Source organism: Pseudomonas sp. AL10, assembly GCF_029960685.1.
GTDB classification, from domain to species: domain Bacteria; phylum Pseudomonadota; class Gammaproteobacteria; order Pseudomonadales; family Pseudomonadaceae; genus Aquipseudomonas; species Aquipseudomonas lactis.
In genome coordinates, this window is sequence record NZ_JASBQZ010000039.1 from 25,173 (window position 1) to 45,228 (window position 20,056).

General features: G+C 60.7%; 17 protein-coding genes. 9 read left to right on the forward strand and 8 right to left on the reverse strand.

Going from position 1 to position 20,056, the window contains the following annotated elements; all coding sequences use genetic code 11:
- Positions 1-360: 360 nt before the first annotated feature.
- The 3 genes from QK296_RS24260 to QK296_RS24270 form a co-directional block, all read right to left on the reverse strand.
- Positions 361-2,847, reverse strand: coding sequence for a TonB-dependent siderophore receptor (locus tag QK296_RS24260; RefSeq protein ID WP_169855130.1), 2,487 nt, complete (start codon positions 2,845-2,847; stop codon positions 361-363).
- Between the two features lie 105 nt (positions 2,848-2,952).
- Complete coding sequence (locus QK296_RS24265; protein WP_282391497.1) at positions 2,953-3,903, reverse strand: FecR domain-containing protein; 951 nt, start codon at positions 3,901-3,903, stop codon at positions 2,953-2,955.
- Positions 3,890-4,405, reverse strand: a complete 516-nt coding sequence (locus QK296_RS24270; RefSeq protein ID WP_003190219.1) for a sigma-70 family RNA polymerase sigma factor — start codon at positions 4,403-4,405, stop codon at positions 3,890-3,892. The genes QK296_RS24265 and QK296_RS24270 overlap by 14 nt, the downstream gene beginning before the upstream one ends.
- 169 nt (positions 4,406-4,574) lie before the next feature.
- Here QK296_RS24270 and QK296_RS24275 point away from each other — a divergent pair, with 169 nt between their 5' ends.
- Positions 4,575-5,204 carry a LysE family translocator gene (locus tag QK296_RS24275; protein WP_003190221.1) on the forward strand — a complete coding sequence of 210 codons (630 nt, stop codon included), beginning with the start codon at positions 4,575-4,577 and terminating at the stop codon, positions 5,202-5,204.
- A 466-nt stretch (positions 5,205-5,670) separates the two neighbouring features.
- On the opposite strand, the gene inhA is transcribed toward QK296_RS24275, so the two are convergent.
- On the reverse strand, positions 5,671-6,351 hold the full coding sequence (gene inhA, locus QK296_RS24280; protein ID WP_034135249.1) for an isonitrile hydratase: 681 nt from the start codon (positions 6,349-6,351) through the stop codon (positions 5,671-5,673).
- An 88-nt stretch (positions 6,352-6,439) separates the two neighbouring features.
- Between inhA and QK296_RS24285 the strand changes: the two genes are divergently transcribed.
- Positions 6,440-7,408, forward strand: a complete 969-nt coding sequence (locus tag QK296_RS24285; RefSeq protein WP_003190225.1) for a GlxA family transcriptional regulator — start codon at positions 6,440-6,442, stop codon at positions 7,406-7,408.
- On the opposite strand, the gene QK296_RS24290 is transcribed toward QK296_RS24285, so the two are convergent.
- The 3 genes from QK296_RS24290 to QK296_RS24300 are packed head-to-tail and all read right to left on the reverse strand — an operon-like array spanning position 7,394 to position 10,912.
- Positions 7,394-8,305: an alpha/beta hydrolase gene (locus tag QK296_RS24290; RefSeq protein ID WP_003190226.1), complete on the reverse strand. Its 912-nt coding sequence runs from the start codon at positions 8,303-8,305 to the stop codon at positions 7,394-7,396. The genes QK296_RS24285 and QK296_RS24290 overlap by 15 nt on opposite strands.
- A complete protein-coding gene (locus QK296_RS24295; protein WP_282391501.1) occupies positions 8,293-10,119 on the reverse strand; it encodes a glycoside hydrolase family 15 protein in 1,827 nt (608 codons plus the stop codon). The genes QK296_RS24290 and QK296_RS24295 overlap by 13 nt, the downstream gene beginning before the upstream one ends.
- Positions 10,112-10,912, reverse strand: a complete 801-nt coding sequence (locus tag QK296_RS24300; protein ID WP_003190230.1) for a glucose 1-dehydrogenase — start codon at positions 10,910-10,912, stop codon at positions 10,112-10,114. Before QK296_RS24300 ends, QK296_RS24295 begins: the two co-directional genes overlap by 8 nt.
- 147 nt (positions 10,913-11,059) lie before the next feature.
- Between QK296_RS24300 and QK296_RS24305 the strand changes: the two genes are divergently transcribed.
- The 7 genes from QK296_RS24305 (at position 11,060) to QK296_RS24335 (ending at position 18,308) form a co-directional block, all read left to right on the forward strand.
- The gene (locus QK296_RS24305; RefSeq protein ID WP_034135250.1) at positions 11,060-11,461 is read left to right on the forward strand and encodes a cytochrome c; all 402 of its coding nucleotides are present in this window, start codon (positions 11,060-11,062) and stop codon (positions 11,459-11,461) included.
- Positions 11,462-11,540: 79 nt separating this feature from the next.
- Positions 11,541-12,041, forward strand: coding sequence for a sigma-70 family RNA polymerase sigma factor (locus QK296_RS24310; protein WP_003190233.1), 501 nt, complete (start codon positions 11,541-11,543; stop codon positions 12,039-12,041).
- Positions 12,042-12,067: 26 nt separating this feature from the next.
- The gene (locus QK296_RS24315; protein WP_032900512.1) at positions 12,068-13,015 is read left to right on the forward strand and encodes a FecR family protein; all 948 of its coding nucleotides are present in this window, start codon (positions 12,068-12,070) and stop codon (positions 13,013-13,015) included.
- Between the two features lie 97 nt (positions 13,016-13,112).
- The gene (locus QK296_RS24320; RefSeq protein ID WP_282391505.1) at positions 13,113-15,506 is read left to right on the forward strand and encodes a TonB-dependent receptor; all 2,394 of its coding nucleotides are present in this window, start codon (positions 13,113-13,115) and stop codon (positions 15,504-15,506) included.
- Between the two features lie 234 nt (positions 15,507-15,740).
- Positions 15,741-16,763 (forward strand): hypothetical protein, encoded by a 1,023-nt coding sequence (locus tag QK296_RS24325; RefSeq protein ID WP_003190238.1) that lies wholly within the window; start codon positions 15,741-15,743, stop codon positions 16,761-16,763.
- A gap of 287 nt (positions 16,764-17,050) precedes the next feature.
- Entirely contained in the window at positions 17,051-17,218 is a 168-nt protein-coding gene (locus QK296_RS24330) for a type III secretion effector protein (protein ID WP_120249165.1), read from the forward strand.
- Positions 17,219-17,591: 373 nt separating this feature from the next.
- On the forward strand, positions 17,592-18,308 hold the full coding sequence (locus QK296_RS24335; protein ID WP_282391507.1) for a type III secretion protein: 717 nt from the start codon (positions 17,592-17,594) through the stop codon (positions 18,306-18,308).
- A gap of 8 nt (positions 18,309-18,316) precedes the next feature.
- On the opposite strand, the gene QK296_RS24340 is transcribed toward QK296_RS24335, so the two are convergent.
- Positions 18,317-19,468: an MFS transporter gene (locus QK296_RS24340; protein ID WP_003190242.1), complete on the reverse strand. Its 1,152-nt coding sequence runs from the start codon at positions 19,466-19,468 to the stop codon at positions 18,317-18,319.
- Positions 19,469-20,056: the final 588 nt, after the last annotated feature.

Consider the following 20,056-nt stretch of genomic DNA (forward strand, 5'->3'; position numbering starts at 1 on the left):
ATAGTGGCTTCATTGAGGATTTGTGTCAATGATTTGGCTTTTCGTCCGTTTTCTTCGGTGTCCCTCTCAATGCCTCCATGATATGACGGTTTGTTGACGTATATGGCGGGTATTTCAGAATAATCGAGAATCGATGATGGCTTTTTGGAGTGTAGGAACAAACCTGGGGATTTGCCTGCCAGCGACGAAAAGCTTTTGCCGGCGGGAAGGAGGGGGTGGGACAAGGCTTTTTTGTAGGAGCGAGGACGCCTGGTTCTTGCTCGCGAAAGACGTCAACGATAACGCGTGCTTCCTGAATAAACGCGGCGTCTGTGAGTTTTTCGCGAGCAAGCTCGCTCCTACAGGAGGGGTATGCAGTGCTTAGAAGTTGCCTTTGAGACTCAGCGTGAGGTTACGCGGCTCCCCGTAGAGGTTACCCCAGCCTGCTGTACCAACGGTCTGGTAGTAGTTTTTATCGAACAGGTTGTTGCCGTTGAGCGCCACAGTCCAGGTGTCGTCCACCTGATACGCAATGCGCGCACTCCACAACGCATACCCGGCCTGCTCCAGTTTGATGGTTTGCAGGCGGTAGTTACTGCTTTGGGCGTTGACGCCTGCGCCGACTGTCCATTTCGACAGCGCACCGTCCAACTGGTAGTCGCCCCACAAACGCAGCATATGCCGCGGTACGTAGGTGTTGGACACCGCGCCTTCGGCGGCACTGTCGATGTTTTTCAGGTTCTTGGTTTGCGTGTAGGTATAGCCGCCGAACACCTGCAGGCGTTCAAGCAATTCGCCGCTCAGCTCGGCCTCGACCCCTTGAGCGCGCACTTTGCCCGTGTCGGTGTAGCAGTAGCCGTCGGAGGAGCTGCCGCAGCGGGTCTCGAAATCGGTTTGGGCGGCGTTTTTTTCGATGGCGCGAAACAGCGCCAGGGAGCTGTTCAGGCGCCCGTCAAACCATTCGCCCTTGATGCCCAACTCATAGTTCTCACCCATTTTCGGCTTGAGGGCCGAACCGCTGACCGTAGCGTAGGAGCTTTGTGGCTGGAAGATATCGGCGTAGCTGGCGTACACCGAAAGGTTGTCATTGAGGTCGTAGATCAGCGCGGCAAACGGCGTGACCACCCCGGTTTCCTTGGTGCGTGCATCCTGGTCGGCCCACTCGCCCCAGGCCAGGTTCAGGGACTCACGGCGGTTTTCATACCAACTGACGCGACTGCCCAGAACCAGCATCAAAGGTTCGGCCAGACGCAGGCGCAAGGTGGCGTAGGCACCGTATTGAGTGGCGGTTTCCTTGACCGTGCCGCCACGGTACATGTTGGGCCAGAAGGTGTCGTCGGCAGGTTCCGGGAAGTGGTGGTTGGGGTTGAAGACGCTTTGGCGCTGGGGCAGGTTGCGGATCGCATAGACATCGTCCTGAGTGCCACGGCTGCCATTGGCGCCGAGGATCAACTCATGTTGCAGGCCAAAGGCTTCAAATTGACCGTCGATGTAGGCGTCCAGGCCGTAGTCTTTGTGATCGTAGTCCAGCAAGGCTGCGTAGCTGGTGAGCGTGGGGGCCGGGTTGCCATAGTCCACGGTGCTCTCGCTGGCGGCGTATTTGATGTCTTGCAGGTTGCGGCTATGCACGGCGCTGACTTTGAGCTTCCAGTCGTCGTTGAAGTGATGGGTCAGATCGGCGAACAGCGTGGTGCGCTGGCTTTGCCAATCGTTCCAGGCCTGGCCCAGGCAGGTGGAGCGGCTCAGGCCGAGGCTTTTGCCGTCGCGATAACGCGGCAGGCCGCTCCAGCACGGCGTGGAGTCGACATCCTCATAGCTGGCTCCGAAGCCCAGGGTAGTGTCAGGGCGGACATCCATGTCCAGGGCCGCGTAAAACGCCTGGTCCTGGCGCTTGGCAAGGTCCATGTAAGAGCCACGGTTCTGTTGGCTCACCGCCGCGCGGCCGCGCACCGTGCCGCTGTCGTTCAATGGGCCGCCGGTGTCGAATTCGGCGTGATAGTTATCCCAGGTGCCCGCCGACAGGCCAAGGCTGGTGGTGGGCTTGTCCTGGGGCCGCTTGCGCACGAAGTTCACCGCACCACTGGCAGTGCCGGCGCCCTTGAGCATTCCGGCAGCGCCTTTAAGCACTTCCACACGGTCATAAATCGCCATGTTCGCGCTGAAACTGTCGGCTTGTATGTAGTCCTTGCCGATGTCCAGTGGTACACCATCGAACTGGTACTGGCCGAGCATCTTGAAGCCCCGGGAGTAAAAATACTTGCCGCCCATGGGCGATTCGTAGCTGGTGATGCCTGGGGTGCGCTCCAGCAATTGGTCGATGGTGGTGATGTTCTGGTCATCCATCAGCTTGCGTGTCATCACACTCACCGATTGCGGCGTGCGTCGCAGGCTGTGTTCGCCCTTGCCGATGGTCACCGCGCCGGTGGTGTAGGAGCCGCTGCCTTCGGTGGTGGCGCCCAGGCGCTCGCCGTTAATGGTGGTGGCGCCCAGGTTCAGGGTCGAGCTGTCGGCCTGTTGAGGTAACAGTAACCAAGCGTTCGGGCCCTGGCTCTGAGCCTGCAAGCCCTGGCCTTGAAGCAGTCGGCTCAGGGCCTGTTGTGGCTCCAGGGTACCGCTCAGCCCATCACTGCTTTTGCCGGCTACGCTGCCTGCGTCATACGACACGCTGATACCGGCCTGCCGTGCAAATTGATCGAGGGCGCCGGCCAGTGGGCCGGGGGCGATATTCCAGGTGCGCGTCTGGCGTTCGCCGCCGGTTGGCTGGGCACCGGCGGTATACGGAAGGGCAGTGGCCGCCAGGCAGGCGCCGAGGAGGGTCGCCTTGATGGCGTGCCTGAGAGGTGAACGCAGGGAGGGGAACGCTTGCATGACCGCGGGATGCTCCTGAAGGAAGTGGACAACATGGGCCTGTTGATCGGCCTTTCCTTACAGGTCGAATGGCAATGAGAATTCACCTCATTTATTTTTGGTCGGTCACGCGCGCGCGGAGACGGTCACCCAGTAACGGCTACGGTAGGTCACATCGATTGCCAGCGATTGCGCCACCAACTTGAGCACCTGGTCGGTGTCGTCCAGTTGGTAAGTGCCCGACACCCGCAGCCCCGCCACGGCTTCGCTGCAACGCAGCAACCCATTGCGATAGCGACCCAGCTCGGCCAGGAAGTCCTCCAGGCGCATATTGTGGGCGCTGATCACGCCGTCACTCCAGGCCCAAGGGTCCAGGCCGTTGTTGGGGGACGGGCGAATGCCGTTACGATTGAACATCACCTGTTCGCCCGGCTTGATCACTTGGCGTGCGGCGCCGTCATAGCGGTCGGTAAACACCGCTACCGCACCCTGTTGCACGGCCAGCAAGGTGCCTTGGGGTTCTTCGCGCACCAGCAAGCGCGTACCGAGGGCGCGCAGGTAACCATCGCGGGTATGCACCCATAGCGCACGGTGGTCGGCCCCGGTATTGATCAAAATTTCACCCTGGCGCAGGTTCACCAGCCGTTGTTCGGCGCCAGGAGTAATGTCGACGGCGCTGGCGCTGTTGAGCTGGACTTTGCTGCCATCCTCCAATGCTACCCAGCGCCGCTCGCCAGTGGCGGTGCGGTAGTCCGCCATTAAGGCGGGCAGGGGCGTGTAGTCGCGGCCAAGCCAGGCTAAACCTGCGGCGCCGGCAAACAGCCCGAGCAGTTTCAGGCTTTCACGACGGCTGATGTGCTGGCGTGCGCCGTCGAGTGCATGGCGACTGACATGCGCTGGCAATTGGTTGAAATCGTCATTCAGGGTGGCGACCCGATGCCAGGCCTGTTGATGCGCGTCGCTGGTGTGCAGCCACTGTTCAAAGGCCGCGGTGCTGGCGTCGTCGGCGGTGTTATAGCGCAACTTGATCATCCACTGGATGGCCTGGTCGACCAGGCGCGAGTCAGGAGTCGGCATAGCGCAACCGGTAACAGGCGTGCAGCGCCTTGGATAGGTCGCGTTCCACCGTGGCCTTGGACACGCCCAGGCGCAAGGCGATCTGCGGGCAGGTCAGGCCGTCCAATTGGGCCAACAGGAACGCCTCGCGCACCCTCGGCTTGAGCTGGTCGAGCAGACGGTCAATGCGCTCCAGGCTGTCGAGGATCAGCCGCCGTGTTTCTTCGCTCGGCACCTCCATTTGCGCAAAGTGCGCCAGGCTTTCCAGGTAGGCGCGTTCCAGTTCGCGGCGCCGGTATTGGTCGATCATCAAGCTGCGTGCGATGCTGCTCAGATAAGCGCGCGGCTGCTGCAAAGTCTGTTGCTGACGCGCGTTGAGCAGGCGCACGAAGGTGTCCTGCGCGAGGTCAGCGGCGCGCTCATGGCAACCCGTGCGCCGGCTCAACCAGCCCCGCAGCCAGGAGTGGTGGGCTTGGTAAAGCTGGCCGATGGCAGCAGGGTCCAGTGGGTGATCGCTCGACATGGTCATCCTGGCGCAGCAGGCTTAATTGATAATGTTTCGCATTCTAGACGTTGGTCGTGGCATTCAGCAATCACTGGGTTCGCTGCGTGAGCAATGTATCCAGCACAATTTTTTGTAGGGGCTGGAAGCACCGATTAATCTGCAGTTTTTGCAGGTGGACGGTTCAAGCATGATCAGCCTTGTCACACTCGGCGTTTTTTCCGGCGCTGTGTTGCTGTTGCTGCTGTCACCGGGGCCGAACATGGCGTTTGTCATCAGCCAGGGTGTCACCCATGGCTGGCGCGGCGGTGTTGCCTCGGCCCTGGGCATCGGCGTGGCCGACCTGCTGCTGACCGCATTGACCGCCATGGGGGTGACGGCGGTGGTCGCCAGTTGGCCGCCGGCATTCGACCTGATCCGTTATGCGGGCGTGATCTACCTGCTGTGGCTGGTCTTCAAAACCTTGCAAAAACGCCCCAGCCTGGGCGCCGCTCACGTCGGCAGCGTGGCGTTGGGCCGGGTGTTTTTGCAGGCTATGTTCAACAGTTTGCTCAACCCCAAGGCGTTGTTGTTTTTCATGGTGTTCCTGCCGCAGTTTGTGCGGCCCGAGGCGGGGCCCATCGCCTTGCAACTGATGGTGCTGGGCGGCGTGCTGACGTTGATCGCGAGCGTGTTTCACATGCTATTGGGCCTGTTTGGCGGGGCGCTGAGCCGCTTCTTCGCCAAGCGCACCAAAAGCGCCTGGCTGCAGAAGTGGGGCTTGGCAGCGGTGCTGACGGCGTTGGCCGTGCGCTTGGCGGTGATGTCGCGTCCTGCCTGAATGACAGGCGGGAAGCCAAGCAAGTTTCTTTGTGGCGGGGGGCCCGACAGCCGACGCTCATCTACCAGACACCCCGCAATCCAACTGTGGGAGCTGGCTTGCCTGCGATGGCGGCCTGCCAGCCGACGCTTCTCTACCTGACACCCTACGATCCAATTGTGGGAGCTGGCTTGCTCGCGAAGGCGGCCTGCCAGCCGACACCGGGTATCAGACCGAGCACATATTCATTCCTGCGGTAACGGCCACCTATTTGACTGAAAGAGATACCTTTGGCCAGCTTTGCCACGACTACTAGGTCAGTCGAAAGACTGGCTACGACTGGACAGCCGTTGAGCACCGAGAGAATCAAAAGGAGTTTCGTACAGCGGACTAGGACTTACCTCACGTTCAAGCGTTGAAACCGGTTCATTCCCACGGACCTTCCCAGTCGCTGCAAATTCAGCGACCGGACGTGAGAAATCCAACTTCACCCCAGCCGCGCAGCTGCCCGCGCAACAATCTCCCCGCGCACTCTGCGTGACTCCACCGTGCGCTTGTTGGCTTCCTCCAGCACATGCCGGGGCGCCGTCTCCGGGCGGCCTGAGTCAAACGGTGGGGCCGGCGCGTATTCGATCTGCAGTTGTACCAGTTGCGCCGCCGCTTCGCTGTACAACTCCGCGGCCAGAGTCAGGGCAAAGTCGATGCCGGCGGTGATCCCGCCGCCGGTAAACAGGTTGCCGTCACGCACTACACGCTCCTGCACGGGGATGGCACCGAGCGGGGCGAGCAGGTCGTGGTAGGCCCAGTGGGTGGTGGCCTTGCGACCGCGCAGTAACCCTGCCGCGCCCAGTACCAGTGAGCCGGTGCACACCGAGGTCATGTAGCGCACTGTCTGTGCCTGGGCCTTGAGAAAATCCAGGGTTTGCGGGTCTTCCATCAAAGGGCCCACACCGGCGCCGCCGGGTACGCAGAGCACATCCAGGTTCGGGCAGTCGGCATACGTGATGGTCGGCGTGAACACCAAGCCGGTGCTGGAGGTGATCGGTGCCAGGTCTTTCCACACCAGGTGCAGTTTCACGTCTGGCAGCGAACCGAGGACATCATAGGGGCCGGTAAGGTCCAGTTGCTGGATGCCGGGGAACAATAGAAAGCCGATCTGCAAGGTCATGATTCACGCTCCGAAAGGGATGGACGTCCTTACTGTAGAAGCCTAGGCTTTGGCGAATACGCCATTGAGCCCACTAATCTCGCCAATCATGCCAAAAATTATTCATGTGCTCGCGTTTGAGAATGCCCAGGTGCTCGATGTCACCGGGCCTCTACAAGTGTTCGCATCGGCTAACGATCTGGCGCGCCAACGTGGTTTGCCATTGCCCTACGCGGTCAACGTCATTGCTACTCAGGCTGGGCCGGTAATGACGTCGGCCGGCCTGGCGCTGCTGGCCGAGCCGCTGCCCGCCATTGACCAGCCCTGCGACACGCTGGTGATCGCCGGTGGCTGGGGGGTGTACGGTGTTGCCGAGGACCCGACGCTGGTGCAATGGGTGCGTGATAAATCCCGGCACACCCGGCGCATGGCTTCAGTGTGCACCGGGGCTTTTCTGCTGGCCGCCAGTGGTTTGCTCGATGGTTGCCGCGTGGCCACGCACTGGACGCGCTGTGAAGAACTGGCGCGCAAGTTCCCTGCGCTCACGGTGGAGGCCAATCCGATTTTCATCCAGCAAGGCGCGGTGTGGACGTCTGCTGGCGTGACCGCCGGGATCGACCTGTGCCTGGCCCTGGTAGAGGATGACCTGGGGCGTGCGATTGCCTTGGAGGTTGCGCGCCACCTGGTGGTGTTCCTCAAGCGCCCTGGCGGCCAGTCGCAATTCAGCGTGACGTTATCCCTGCAAAAGAGCGACAGCCGCTTCGCCGAGCTGCATGCCTGGATCGCCGATAACCTGACGCTGGAGTTGAGCATCGCCACACTGGCGGCCCAGGCCGGTATGAGCGAGCGCAGCTTTGTGCGTCACTACCGCACCGAGACCGGCCAGACCCCGGCGCGGGCCGTGGAACTGATTCGCGTCGAAAACGCACGCCGGCAACTGGCAGACAGCACAACCTCCATCAAACGTATCGCCATGCAATGCGGTTTTGGCTGTGAAGAGACCTTGCGTCGCAGCTTTCTAAGGGCTTTGTCGGTGACGCCACAGGCGTATCGGGAGCGTTTTTCACCGCTCCAGTAGTTCCAGCAAAGCGTGAAGCGTGACCTGGGGCGCTTCCTGGAAAACATTGTGGCCAACGCCGGGCAACACCTGGCGGCGATAAAAGCCGCTGAAGTGCTCCACATCGTCATCCACAAGCGGCGGCGGGCCCACACCGTCGTCGGCCCCGCACAACGAAATGCTCGGTACCGAGATCGCCGGTTGTGGCACCAGCGCCTGCTCGATGGATTCCAGCGCGGGATCACCCGGCGCATACATGAAGCGATGGCGATACGAATGAATCACCACCTCGACAAAATCCGGGTTATCAAACGACGGCGCGGTCAGGGCGTAGCGGCTTGGCCCTTCGGCCCAGGACGGTGACCACAGCGTCCAGAGCAATTGGCAGAGTTCACGCCGGTTGGCCGTCAAACCATCGACCCCGCGCTGGGTGTGAAAGTAGTACTGATACCAGAGCCGGTGCTCTGTCTCAGGTGCCCGAGGTTTGAGCGACTGGCTGATGGCCTGGATGTTGTAGCCATCGCCGGTCACCAGGCCGCGTACCCGCTGCGGCCACAGCGCCGCCACAATACAGGCGGCGCGCCCACCCCAGTCAAAGCCGGCGAGGGTGGCTTGCGGGATGGCCAAGGCATCCATGAAGTCGAGCAAGTCCTTGGCCAGCGCCGCCTGTTGGCCGGAGCGCATCACTTGCGTGTTGATAAATCGCGTCGGGCCATAACCGCGTAAATACGGGACCAGTACCCGATAACCGCGTTCAGCCAGCACCGGTGCGATGTCGTCGTAGCCCCGAGGGTCGTAGGGGAAGCCATGCAACAGGATCACCGGTTCGCCATCGACGGGGCCGTGGGTTTCGTAAGCCACATCAAGCAGGGTGGTGCGCACATACAGCAGTGCGGGTGGGGTGGTCAGGGTTGCCATACGGTTTTCTCCCCGCTGAGCTTGCGGTCCAGGAACGTTGCCGCACTGATCAATGCCAAATGGCTCAAGGCCTGGGGCGTGTTACTCAGGTGCCGGGCCTGGCTGTCGAACTCTTCGGCGTACAACCCCAGCGGGTTGGCGTAACGCAGCAACTGTTCGAATTCCAGATGGGCTTTTTCAACTTGCCCGGCGCGCGCCAGGCATTCGACGTACCAGAACGAGCAGGCGGCAAACGCGCCTTCGACGCCTTGCAGCCCATCGATCTGGCTGTCGTCATTGCGGTAGCGGTAGACCATGCCGTCACGCACCAGGCTTTTCTGGATCGCTTGCAGTGTCGACAGCCAGCGCGGGTCCGTGGCGGCGACAAAGCGCACCAGCGGCATCAACAGCATCGAACCGTCGAGGGCGGTGCTGCCGATATGCTGCACAAAATGCCCGCGCTCTTCGTTCCAGAAGTTCGTCCAGATGTCGGCGTAGATCGCCTGGCGCGTCTGGTCCCAGCGTGCGAACGGCGCTGGTAGTGAGCGTTTGGAGGCCAGGCGGATGGCACGGTCCAGGGCCACCCAGCACATCAGGCGTGAGTGCAGGAAGTGATGCTGCTCACCGCGCATTTCCCAGATGCCTACGTCTTTGTGGTTCCAGATCTCACACACCTGGTCGACCACTTCCACCGTGTGTTTCCAGCCTTGGTGGGAGATGGCTTCGCCGTATTTGTTCACCAGGTAAACCGCGTCCATCAGTTCGCCGTAGATATCCAGCTGGATCTGATCGAACGCCTCATTGCCCACCCGCACCGGTTGGGCGCCGCCGTGGCCGCTCAAGTGGTCGAGGGTGGTTTCCGGGAGTTCCTGGCGGCCGTCGATGCCGTACAGGATGTTGATCTTGGTCGGCTGGCCGCAGCAGTCGCTGACCCGGCCCCTGAGCCAGCGCATGTAGGCGTTGGCTTCCTCGACGAAACCCAGGCGCATGAACGCATAGACGGTGAACGAGGCATCGCGGATCCAGGTGTAGCGGTAGTCCCAGTTGCGTTCGCCGCCGGGCGTTTCCGGCAGCCCGAACGTGGCGGCGGCGATGATGGCGCCGTGTTTGCGCGAGGTCAAAAGTTTCAGCGCCAGGGCCGAGCGGTTGACCATCTCGCGCCAGCGCCCGCGGTAGTTGGATTGGCTGATCCAGCCGCGCCAGAATTTCAAGGTGCGCTCCAGGTAGAGGTCGGTACAGTCGTTGGTGACGCGCGCATCCTCCTGGCCGCCGAGGACAAACTCAGCGCCTTCCTCCTGGGCGAGGGTAAACGTGGCGAGGGCGGTGTTGTCTTGCAGGGTCAGCGGCTGGCTGCCGATCAGGCGCAGGCCGGGCTGGCCGCTGGCGGTGAACACTACACTGGCAGCGTCTGCCTTCGCTTCGGTGGCGGCCCGGGCATAGTCGTGGCGCACGGCGCAGCTCAGGTGGATAGTCGCCTTGCCACTGACCACCCGTACCCGCCTGATCAGCAAAGGCAGTTCATCGACGTTTTCGCTGACGGTCAGCAGGTCGGTGATCTCCACCACTGCTTCATCGCTCAGCCAGCGAGTCTGCAACACGTTGGTGTCGGGCAGGTAGATCTGCTCGCGGCGGGCGTTGGGCAGGTCCGGGGTAAGCTGAAACGTGCCGGCCTCGGGCGTGTCGAGCAATGCGCAGAACACCGAGGGGCTGTCGAATTCCGGCCAGCAGAAGAAGTCGATGCTGCCGCGGTCGTTCACCAGTGCCGCGCTGCGCATGTCGCCGATGATCCCGTGGGCATCAATGGCGCTTTGAGGTTCGTTCTTGAAATCAACCATTGCCACGAAACTCCGGATAAAGGCTCATGCCGCCATCAATGAACAGCGTGCTGCCAACCACATAATCAGAAGCGTCGCTGGCCAGCCACACCACGGCATTGGCCACGTCTTCGACGTCACCGACACGACCATAAGGAATCAATTTAAGCAGCTCTTGTTCTGCCGCGCCTTCGGTGGCCGCACGGTTGATCGCCGTACGAATGGCCCCCGGTGCGATGCCGTTGATACGGATGCGTTGCTCGCTGACTTCCTGAGCGAGGGTGCGCATCAGCATCTCCACGCCGCCCTTGGACGCCGCGTAATTCACATGCCCGGCCCAGGGGATGACTTGATGCACCGAACTCATATGGATGATTTTGCCGGCGGCCCGTGACACACCTTCGCGAATACCCTGGCGATTGAAGATACGCACCGCCGCCCGTGCGCAGAGGAACTGCCCGGTGAGGTTGACGCCAATCACGGTGTTCCAATCCTCAAGGGTCATATCCACCAGATTGGCATCTTTTTGCAGGCCGGAATTGGCCACCAGAATATCCAGATGGCCGAAGGCGTCGAGGGTTTGCGCGAACAGGCGTTCGACATCGGCCTCCTTGGACACATCGCCGCCAATCGCAAGCGCTCGGCCGCCGTTGGCATTGATCTGCGCGGCGAGGGCCTCCGCCGGTGCCGCCTGGGAGTTGTAGTTAAGCACCACCGCCGCGCCTGCTGCGGCCAGGGCTTTGGCCGCGCCCGCGCCAATACCGGAACTGGCCCCGGTGACCAGGGCCACTTGTTGCTGCAAGGAAATCTGCATCGCCCACCCACCGTTTTATGAGAGTCCTTCTTGCTGACTGGCGGCGGGGAGCGGAAGTTCACCCCCTGGCGCTTACGCCCAGCGCGGGCAAAAGCGCGACTTTGTCGTATGATGCTGAAAATAAAGGGCAATACAGGAAGCGATGGAATGCATGCGTGGGCCGATACCCGAGGGACGAAACTATTACTCAGCGGCGTATTAGCCGCTTTATCACTGATTCAGACAGCCTTATGCGTCGCGGACAACAGCAATGGTAAGACGCTGTATTTACAGCGCTGCGCTGTGTGCCACGGGCCCGATATCAAAGGCACCGGGCCATTGGCTAAAAAAAGCAATCCGCCAACCCCGGACCTGACAACCGCCGCCTTCAAAAAACGACTCCATGATTATCCGGGCGTTATCGTCTCTTCGGTCATCCTTCGCCCCAACGGCAATCTGATCCCCAAGACGCTGCAAGACAATGGCGTAAAGATCGCGCCACATGCCTGGAGTGTTAAAGACTTTCGCGATTTGCATCAATACATGAGTGAGGTCATTTCGAACAAATAGTGAGTGGGCGATAGGCAGCAATTGCCCCGCTTAATAGGAAGCATTACTATTCACGCCCCGCCTCCCCAGTGCTCCCGCGATGACTCCTCAGCCGCCCCGCAGAACAGGCTTTTTCGAGCACTACGAAGAGTTGATCGGCACCTGGACACGTCGCCTGAGAAACCGTCAGCAGGCCGAAGACCTGGCGCACGACACCTTCGTGCGGGTGCTTGAGTCCGCTGCCTGCGAGGTGGCGCAGCCGCGCGCCTACCTGCATCAAACCGCGCGCAATATTGCGGTGGACGCCTACCGCCGCGAAGACCGCCGCGAGGCGTTGACGCAGCAGGCAGTTGATCACAGCACGCCTCACAGTGGCGACCCGGAGCATTACATGCACGCGATCCAGTTGGCCGACGCCGTCGAGCGGGCGCTGGCCGAGTTGCCGCTCAACTGTCGCAGGGTTTTTATCTGGCAGAAGATCGAAGGGCTCACCCAGCAGGAAATCGCCACACGCCTGGGGCTGTCTAAAAACATGGTGGAAAAGTATATGATCCGCACCCTGCGGCATCTGCGTGATCGTCTGGATGCGAGCGCGCCATGACCGGCTTTGAAACAGGATCTTCCACGATGGATAACCGTGTCCGTGATGAGGCCGCGCAGTGGTTTGTGCGCCTGCAAGACGGCCCATTGAGCGCCCAGGAACGTCAACGTTTCGATGCCTGGCGTGGAGCGCAGCCCGCGCATCAGTACGAAATCGATGTGCTGCAAGGGCTATGGAACGCTACGGATTTACTGCCCAAGGCCCGCTTGCAGGCGCTGGGCGATGCCCCGACCGAGCGCCTTGGGCGGCGTGCGCTGCTGCGTTATGCCGTGGCCGCCAGTGTGGTCGCCGTTGCAGTGGGTTTGAGTGTATTCAGCGTCTTTGAGCCTAAGTCCTACAATGCCGAATTCAGCACGCAAGTGGGCGAGCATCGCCAGGTGACTTTTCCCGACGGTTCCGTGATGGACCTCAACAGCCGCAGCGTGGTCGCGGTTCACTACGAAAAGGGCTGGCGAGGCGTGGAGCTAAAACAGGGCGAGGCGATGTTCAGCGTGCAACATGACGCTGGCCGCCCGTTTGTAGTCGCCGCCGGGGCAGGGCAGGTGACCGTCACCGGCACGCGCTTTGATGTGCGCCTGGATGCGGACCAGACCCGCGTGGCGGTCGAAGCCGGGACGGTCAAGGTGCAGGGCCAGGCGTCCGATCACATTGTCACGCTCACCGCCGGGCATGGCACCCATGTCGATCCCCTAGGCCAAGTGGCAGCGGCCTACGCGGTAAACCCTGGAGAACTCACCGCGTGGCGCAGCGGTAAACTGGTGTTCAACAACGCCACCCTGAGTGAGGTGGCGCGGGAGGTGTCGCGCTACCGCGAGCAACCGCTGCGTGTCAGTACGGCAGCGGTGGGCAACCTGCGCCTGACCAGCGTTTTCAAATCCAGCGACACCGACGCCTTGCTCAAGGCCTTGCCCCACATCCTGCCGGTCGCCTTGCGCACCTTGCCGGACGGTAGCCAGGAAATTATTTCACGCTGACATTCAGGTTTTTTTCGAGTTCTTCGTCTTCTCCTGCAACTGCAACTGGTTTGCATTAACGGCCGCGCATGCTTGCGATCACAGGACTAGGTTCGACGTGAAAAAACTCGCCATCCACAACAATAAAATCTCTCGCTGGGCGCCTTTGGCCCTGGCCGTTGCCATCAGCACCGCACAGGCTGTCGAAGGCATCCACATCCGTGCCCAACCCCTGGGCGCAGCCTTGAGCCAGTTGGGCCAGCAGACCTCGCTGCAAGTGTTCTTCAGCCCCGATATGGTGGCCGGCAAGCAAGCCCCCGCGGTCGATGGTAACCTCTCGCCCGAACAAGCCCTGCGCCAATTGCTGCAAGGCAGTGGCCTGGATTACCAGATTGACGCCGGCTCCGTGACCTTGCGCCCGGTGATCAACGGCACCGGTGAAGCCGGCTCGCCGCTGGTGCTGGGTGTGACCGATATCAAGGTGGTAGGCGACTGGCTTGCCGACGCCGATGCCGAAGTGGTGCAGAACCATCCCGGCGCACGCACGGTCATTCGCCGCGAAGCCATGGTAGAGCAGGGCGCGATGAACGTCGGTGACGTCCTGCGCCGCGTGCCTGGCGTGCAAGTGCAGGAATCCAACGGCACCGGTGGCAGTGATATTTCCCTCAACGTCGGTGTACGCGGGCTGACGTCGCGCCTGTCGCCGCGCTCCACCGTGCTGATCGACGGCGTACCGGCGGCGTTCGCTCCTTACGGCCAGCCACAGCTCTCGATGGCGCCGATCTCTGCCGGTAACCTGGAAAGCATCGACGTTGTCCGTGGCGCGGGTTCGGTGCGTTATGGCCCACAGAACGTCGGCGGCGTGATCAACTTCGTAACCCGTGCGATCCCGCAAGACTTCTCCGGGGAAGTCGGCACCACCCTGCAAACCTCCGCCCACGGGGGCTGGAAACATGTGGAGAACGCCTTTGTCGGCGGCACGGCCGACAACGGTATCGGCGCCGCGCTGCTGTACTCAGGGGTCAACGGCAACGGTTACCGCAACAGCAACAACGGCAACGATATCGATGACGTGATCTTCAAGACCCACTGGGCGCCGACCGATCAAGACGATTTCTCGCTGAACTTCCACTACTACGATGCCAGCGCCGATATGCCCGGCGGCCTGACCCAGAAGCAGTTCGACGCCAACCCGTACCAGTCGGTACGCGACTGGGACAACTTCAGCGGGCGCCGCAAGGACGTGTCCTTCAAGTACATCCGCCAGATCGACGACCGCACCCAGGCCGAAGTGCTGACGTACTATTCCGACAGTTTCCGGGGTAGCAACATTGCCAACCGCGACCTCAAGACCCTCAGCTCCTATCCGCGTACCTACTACACCTTCGGCATCGAGCCGCGTGTGTCCCATGTGTTTGACCTGGGGCCCAGTACCCAAGAAGTCAGTGTGGGTTATCGCTACCTCAAAGAGGGCATGCACGAGGAGGCCAGCAGCCTGAATCTGGTCAACAACGTGCCGACGCCGGGCGGGCAGAGCGACGGCCACGTATACCAGGACCGTACTGGGGGCACCGAAGCCAACGCCTTCTATATCGATAACAAAATCGATATCGGAAAATGGACCATCACCCCTGGTATTCGCTTCGAAGACATCCGCACCGAATGGCATGATCGTCCGGTCGTGGCCCTGAACGGCAAGCGTACCGAGGAAAAGCGCCGCGAAGTCCACAACAACGAACCGCTGCCGGCGCTGAGCGTGATGTACCACGTGTCTGACGCATGGAAGCTGTTCGCCAACTACGAAACCTCCTTCGGCAGCCTGCAGTATTTCCAACTGGGCCAGGGCGGTACCGGCGACCAGACGGCCAACGGCCTGAACCCGGAAAAGGCCAAGACCTACGAGGTCGGTACGCGCTACAACGACAGCGTCTGGGGTGGCGAAGTGACGCTGTTTTACATCGACTTCTCGGATGAACTGCAATACGTCAGCAATGACGTGGGCTGGACCAACCTCGGCGCCACCAAGCACAGCGGTATCGAAGCATCGGCCCACTACGACCTGGCCAACCTCGACCCGCGCCTCGACGGCCTGACCGCCAACGCGGGCTTTACCTACACCAAGGCCACCTCCGAAGGTGATGTGCCGTTCAAGGGCCGTGACCTGCCACTGTATTCCCGCCAAGTGGCGACCTTGGGCCTGCGTTACGACGTCAACCACTGGACCCACAACCTTGACGTCTATGCCCAGTCCGGCCAACGTGCGCCGGGCACTGGCACCACCTACATCACCCAAGGCACTGCGGATGGCCAATACGGTGATATCCCAGGGTATGTCTCGGTCAACGTACGCAGTGGCTATGACTTTGGCGCGCAACTATCGAATCTGAAGTTGGGGGTGGGCGTAAAAAACATTTTCGACCAGCAGCATTACACGCGCTCCAGCGATAACAATGCCGGGTTATACCTGGGTGAGCCTCGCACGTTTTTCGTACAGGCAAGCGTGGGGTTCTGATCTGTAGTCGGTAGGAACGATCGCAACCCCAGGGTTGCGATTTTTTTGCCTGGGTCAAGCGCTCTGTTCACTGATAATCGGCAGGCCACCCTCTGTTTCCTACATCGCCCCCGCACATATTATTGCTGGATCAGGAACTGATTCCGACGCAAAACCACACATGGGAAAGCTGATGGGCTTCGACATTGCGTTGGAGCGACAAGCTGAAAATCGCCCACTGTCATGGAGAAACGTATGTCGGTATCGATGTCGGATGCACCCGTCTCTGCGTCATCAACGCCTGACCTCTCACCGGCCAATGCCAAGGCCGAGATCAAAAATACCCGCCAGGCGCCTGCTACGCCTTCCTTCAATGGTCAGCAGGCTGCCCATGTGAATTTTCAAACCGGGGACAGCAAGGCCGGGCCTGTATTCAGTCATCACCAGTCGCCAACCACCGCGGCAGATGTGCTTGGGCATCACCACAACCCGCCGGCCATGCAGAACTTCCTGAGCCAACTCAAGCACTGGATCAGCCACTGGTTCTCTGGGCATCGGCCACCCATGCATCCTGGTTGTGGGCATCCGCCGCCACGGCCGAACCCAGGTTGCAGCAACCCGCCACCCAGGCCCAATCCCATTGAGAGCAATCCACCGCCACGACCCGACCCGACGGCCGGTCGACCGTATCCACCCGCGCCCGGCAGGCCTGATCCACAGTACTCCCTGAGGAGTAGTGAAGAGCTGGCGCAGCAACTGCGTGACAGCTTCAACGCCTTCAGAGACCGGAAGAACCCTCGTTCCATCAGTGTTGACAGCATTCTTGCGATGGCGAAAAGAGGGTACTCGCCTAACCCCGTCATGAACGAGAACATTCGCCTGGCCAATGAGCTGCTACGGCGTCCGGAGCTGATGGCCGCGTTGGACCGGCACGGTTCCACGGGCGCTCTGGATGGCCTTATCGACCGGCACAGCCTGAACGCGGTGATCAAAGGAGAAAACTACTTCAAATACAAGACCGACAAGGAACTGGCCGGCGAGCTGCTTGAGCATTTCGACGAGTTGAAGAACGGGAGCGGGGGGCCAAGCCTGAAAATCCGTGACCTGAAGAAGTTGGCCCGCCAGCCGCTTACCGGCGACGCGGCCAAGGACCATTTGATTCAGCTGTCCCAGGAAATACTCAAGCGCAGTGATGCGCTTGAGCGGATGGATAATCGCGCCAGTAAAGATGACGACGGAAAAATCAGCCGTACAGGACTGTACTTGTTGTCCCGCTGATCGTTCTTCGGCGCCGCCTCTCGAAGGCGGCGCCAGCCCTATATGTTTCAAGGAACGAATGACGCCCGATTGCCACATAGGTGGTATGCGGGTGTGATTTGGCACGCCGTTTTTCAGTTTCCAAATGAGGGAAACATATGACTTCAACCTCGTTTAATTCCCCAAAAACCGGCCCTCTCGAGCTTTTGCACGCTACCCAGTCAGCGAAACTGCAGATGTGTGAGGAGCGCGCACCCTCACTAAACCTTCCCTTTGCGTCGACCGAATATGAGGCCGAGGCGAGGCGCATGAAGGCTTATGCCGGCGAGCGCAAATTCCAGGCACCCGTTTCGGATGATTTTTCCCGGGGCCTGCTGGCGGACTGGCAGGGGGCGGGGGGCGACGGCGATTCATTGAAGGACACCGGCTTGATCAACAGCCTGGCAGGCTGGTGGCGTAGGCTAAAGCTGGATTGATCACGGTTTTACATGCTGTCATTGGTATTAGTCGTTCACGCGGAACTGTCGAGTCCATCCAACCACACATGAGGTGCCTGCCTGAGTGGAGTCTATTCGTTGATTTTGCCCATCGCGGCACAGATCACCCTGCGGATATACATCTGAAAAGAGTTGGAGAAAACCCATGACAATCGAGGGTGTAGTACCTTCCGGACGACCGCTCCCCCCCGACCTGCCGGCCGTACAATCAACCACGCCATCACCGGCCCCGGCCGCCCCCCCTGAAACCTGGCATGAAACCTCTTCTACGCCTCCGGCTGGAGGCCCGCACAAGCCCTTTCTGTTGCGCGCAACCTTGTCCGCTCTGCGTTATAGAGACTTGCAGAACCCTGTGACGCAACGGTCCAGCGGCACCCTGCCGGGTGAAAACTCAACGGACAACCAGTTGGCTAAAGCTTTGGAAAAGTCTTTCGGCCTGCTGCACTCGTTCTTAAATGATGGCCGCTTGACCTGGCTGTCCTTGCAGCGGATCGCCGCTCACCCTTTGGGTGAAAGCGAGGCGCTGGACAGCGCGATCCAGGTCGTCAGGGAAATTCTCAAGCGCCCGCGGTTAAGCGACGCGATCTTCAGCCGTGACGGCGATATCACGCGTGACAGCCTCAGTGCGGCAGCCCAGGCTTTGCAGGGCAACAGCTCTGCCAACGTGTTCAGCCAGGATCCATTTCATGCCCAAGGCAATGCCCAGGTGGTGGAGGCGCTGCAAAGCGAGTTTCCGAACCTGAGAGACAAGGCCATGGATCGAACCTACCTGTTTGAACCGTATCAGTACCTTGAAATAGCCAAGCTTCGGGTGGTTATGCAAGACCCGTATGAGGTTGATCAGCAGGGCGAGCCTGTGGTGGATACGTCTACGGGCATGCCCAAGTCCAAGTACAGCGAACTCTGTGTCTACACGGCGAAGAACATTATCGAGCGTCCGGGTTTGCTGCCGTCATTGGAGCGTGCCAGCGGCGCACGACTGTTTGGCCCGCCTCACAAGGAAGGCTGGCTCAGCAACAAAAACCTCGAACGCTGGCGGGAGCAGGATGATGCCCGTAAAACGCGCTGAAGTCTGGTTTACACCCTGAGGATCTTGCCACTGATGGCCACTGCCGCCAGCAACACTGCGACCAAGACGAAGGCGATATTCAAGCTGCTGCCATGGGCGATGAAACCGATCATGGCGGGGCCGGCGAGAATGCCGGCATAACCCAATGTGGTGATGGCCGGCACCGCAATATGTTCCGGCATGACTGTTTGTTTACCCACAGCGGTGTACAGCACCGGCACGATGTTCGAACAACCGGCGCCCACCAAGGCATACCCGAGCAACGCAGTTTCCCAGGCCGGCAATAGCGTCGCCAGAAGCAACCCACCACAGGCCAGCGTGCCACCGATCACGATCACTCGCGTGGCGCCCAGGCGTCGGACAATGGCATCACCGGTCAGGCGTCCAGCGGTCATGGTCAAGGCAAATGCCGCGTAGCCCAGGCCGGCGTAAGCCTCATCCAGACCGCGCTCAGCACTCAGGAACACCGCGCTCCAATCCAGAACGGCACCTTCAGCCAGGAACACGATGAAACACAGACAACCGATAAAAAACACTACGCCATGGGGCACCGCAAACGCCGGGCCCGAGCTCTCGCTGCCATAAGGCAACAGGTGGGGTGCGGCCTTCAACAGCGCCACAACCATGATAACAACCACCAGCAAAGTGGCCTGCAGTGGCGACAGGCCCAGCCCCAGCAAGCCGGCAACCCCCGCTGCGCCCACAATGCCCCCCAGGCTGAACAGACCATGGAATCCCGACATCATGGTTTTGCCGCTGGCGCGCTCAACGATCACCGCTTGCAGATTGACGGTGGAGTCCACGGTGCCCAGGCCCGCGCCAAACAGGAATAAACCTGCGATCAACAACGGGATCGAACTGACGGTGGCCAGCATCGGCAGGGCCAGGCAGATCATCAGTGTCCCTGCGGTCAGCACGCGTCGGCAGCCATAACGCGAGGCCAGTACGCCCGCAACCGGCATCGCGATGATCGACCCCATCCCCAGGCATAACAGCAGCAGGCCAAGCGTGCCTTCGTTCAGATTCGCGCGCGCCTTGGCAAACGGCACCAACGGCGCCCAGGCCGCGATACCAAAACCTGCGATAAAAAAAGCGATGCGGGTCGACATCTGTTCCAGTCGCCCGGGAACCACGGGGGCAGGGGTGGGAATGGCAGTCATGAAAAATCCTTGGTTTGGCGTTCAACGAACGATGTCCGGCGCGACATCCTTGCACATCAGGCCCTCTCGAGCGAGCCGGGTTCCCTTGGTGTTACGGGGTACGAGGCAATTTTTTTTACAAACACGGAACGCTTTGACCACCGGTGACCACGTAGAAATGATCGAGCCTGTAGGAGGTGGGCTGGAAGGTGTGTAATCCCTGCGGGAGTGGCTGAACCCCAGGTTTCTTGCGGCGGATTACCACCTTCCAGATCACTTTCCACAGACTTGGCGTTCTGCAATATGCCGCAGTCCCACTGGTAGAGACGCGAGGCAATATCAGTGGGCAATTGCCACGTCCGTGCGCTAAGAGGGGCATTGCTGTAAGGGAGGCCTGACGCCCCGCGATCCAAATGTGAGAGCTGGCTTGCCTGCGAAGGCGGCCTGATAGTCAACATAGTTGGACCGGGTACATATCCGTTATTTAGGTTACGGGCACTTAGGGTTCCGCTCTGACAGCGGCTCACTTTTGAAAAGCCGGAATGCCGGCCCAGGCAAAAGTAAGCAAAACGCTCTTGCCCCACCACTCGGCACCTCGCTTAGGCTCGG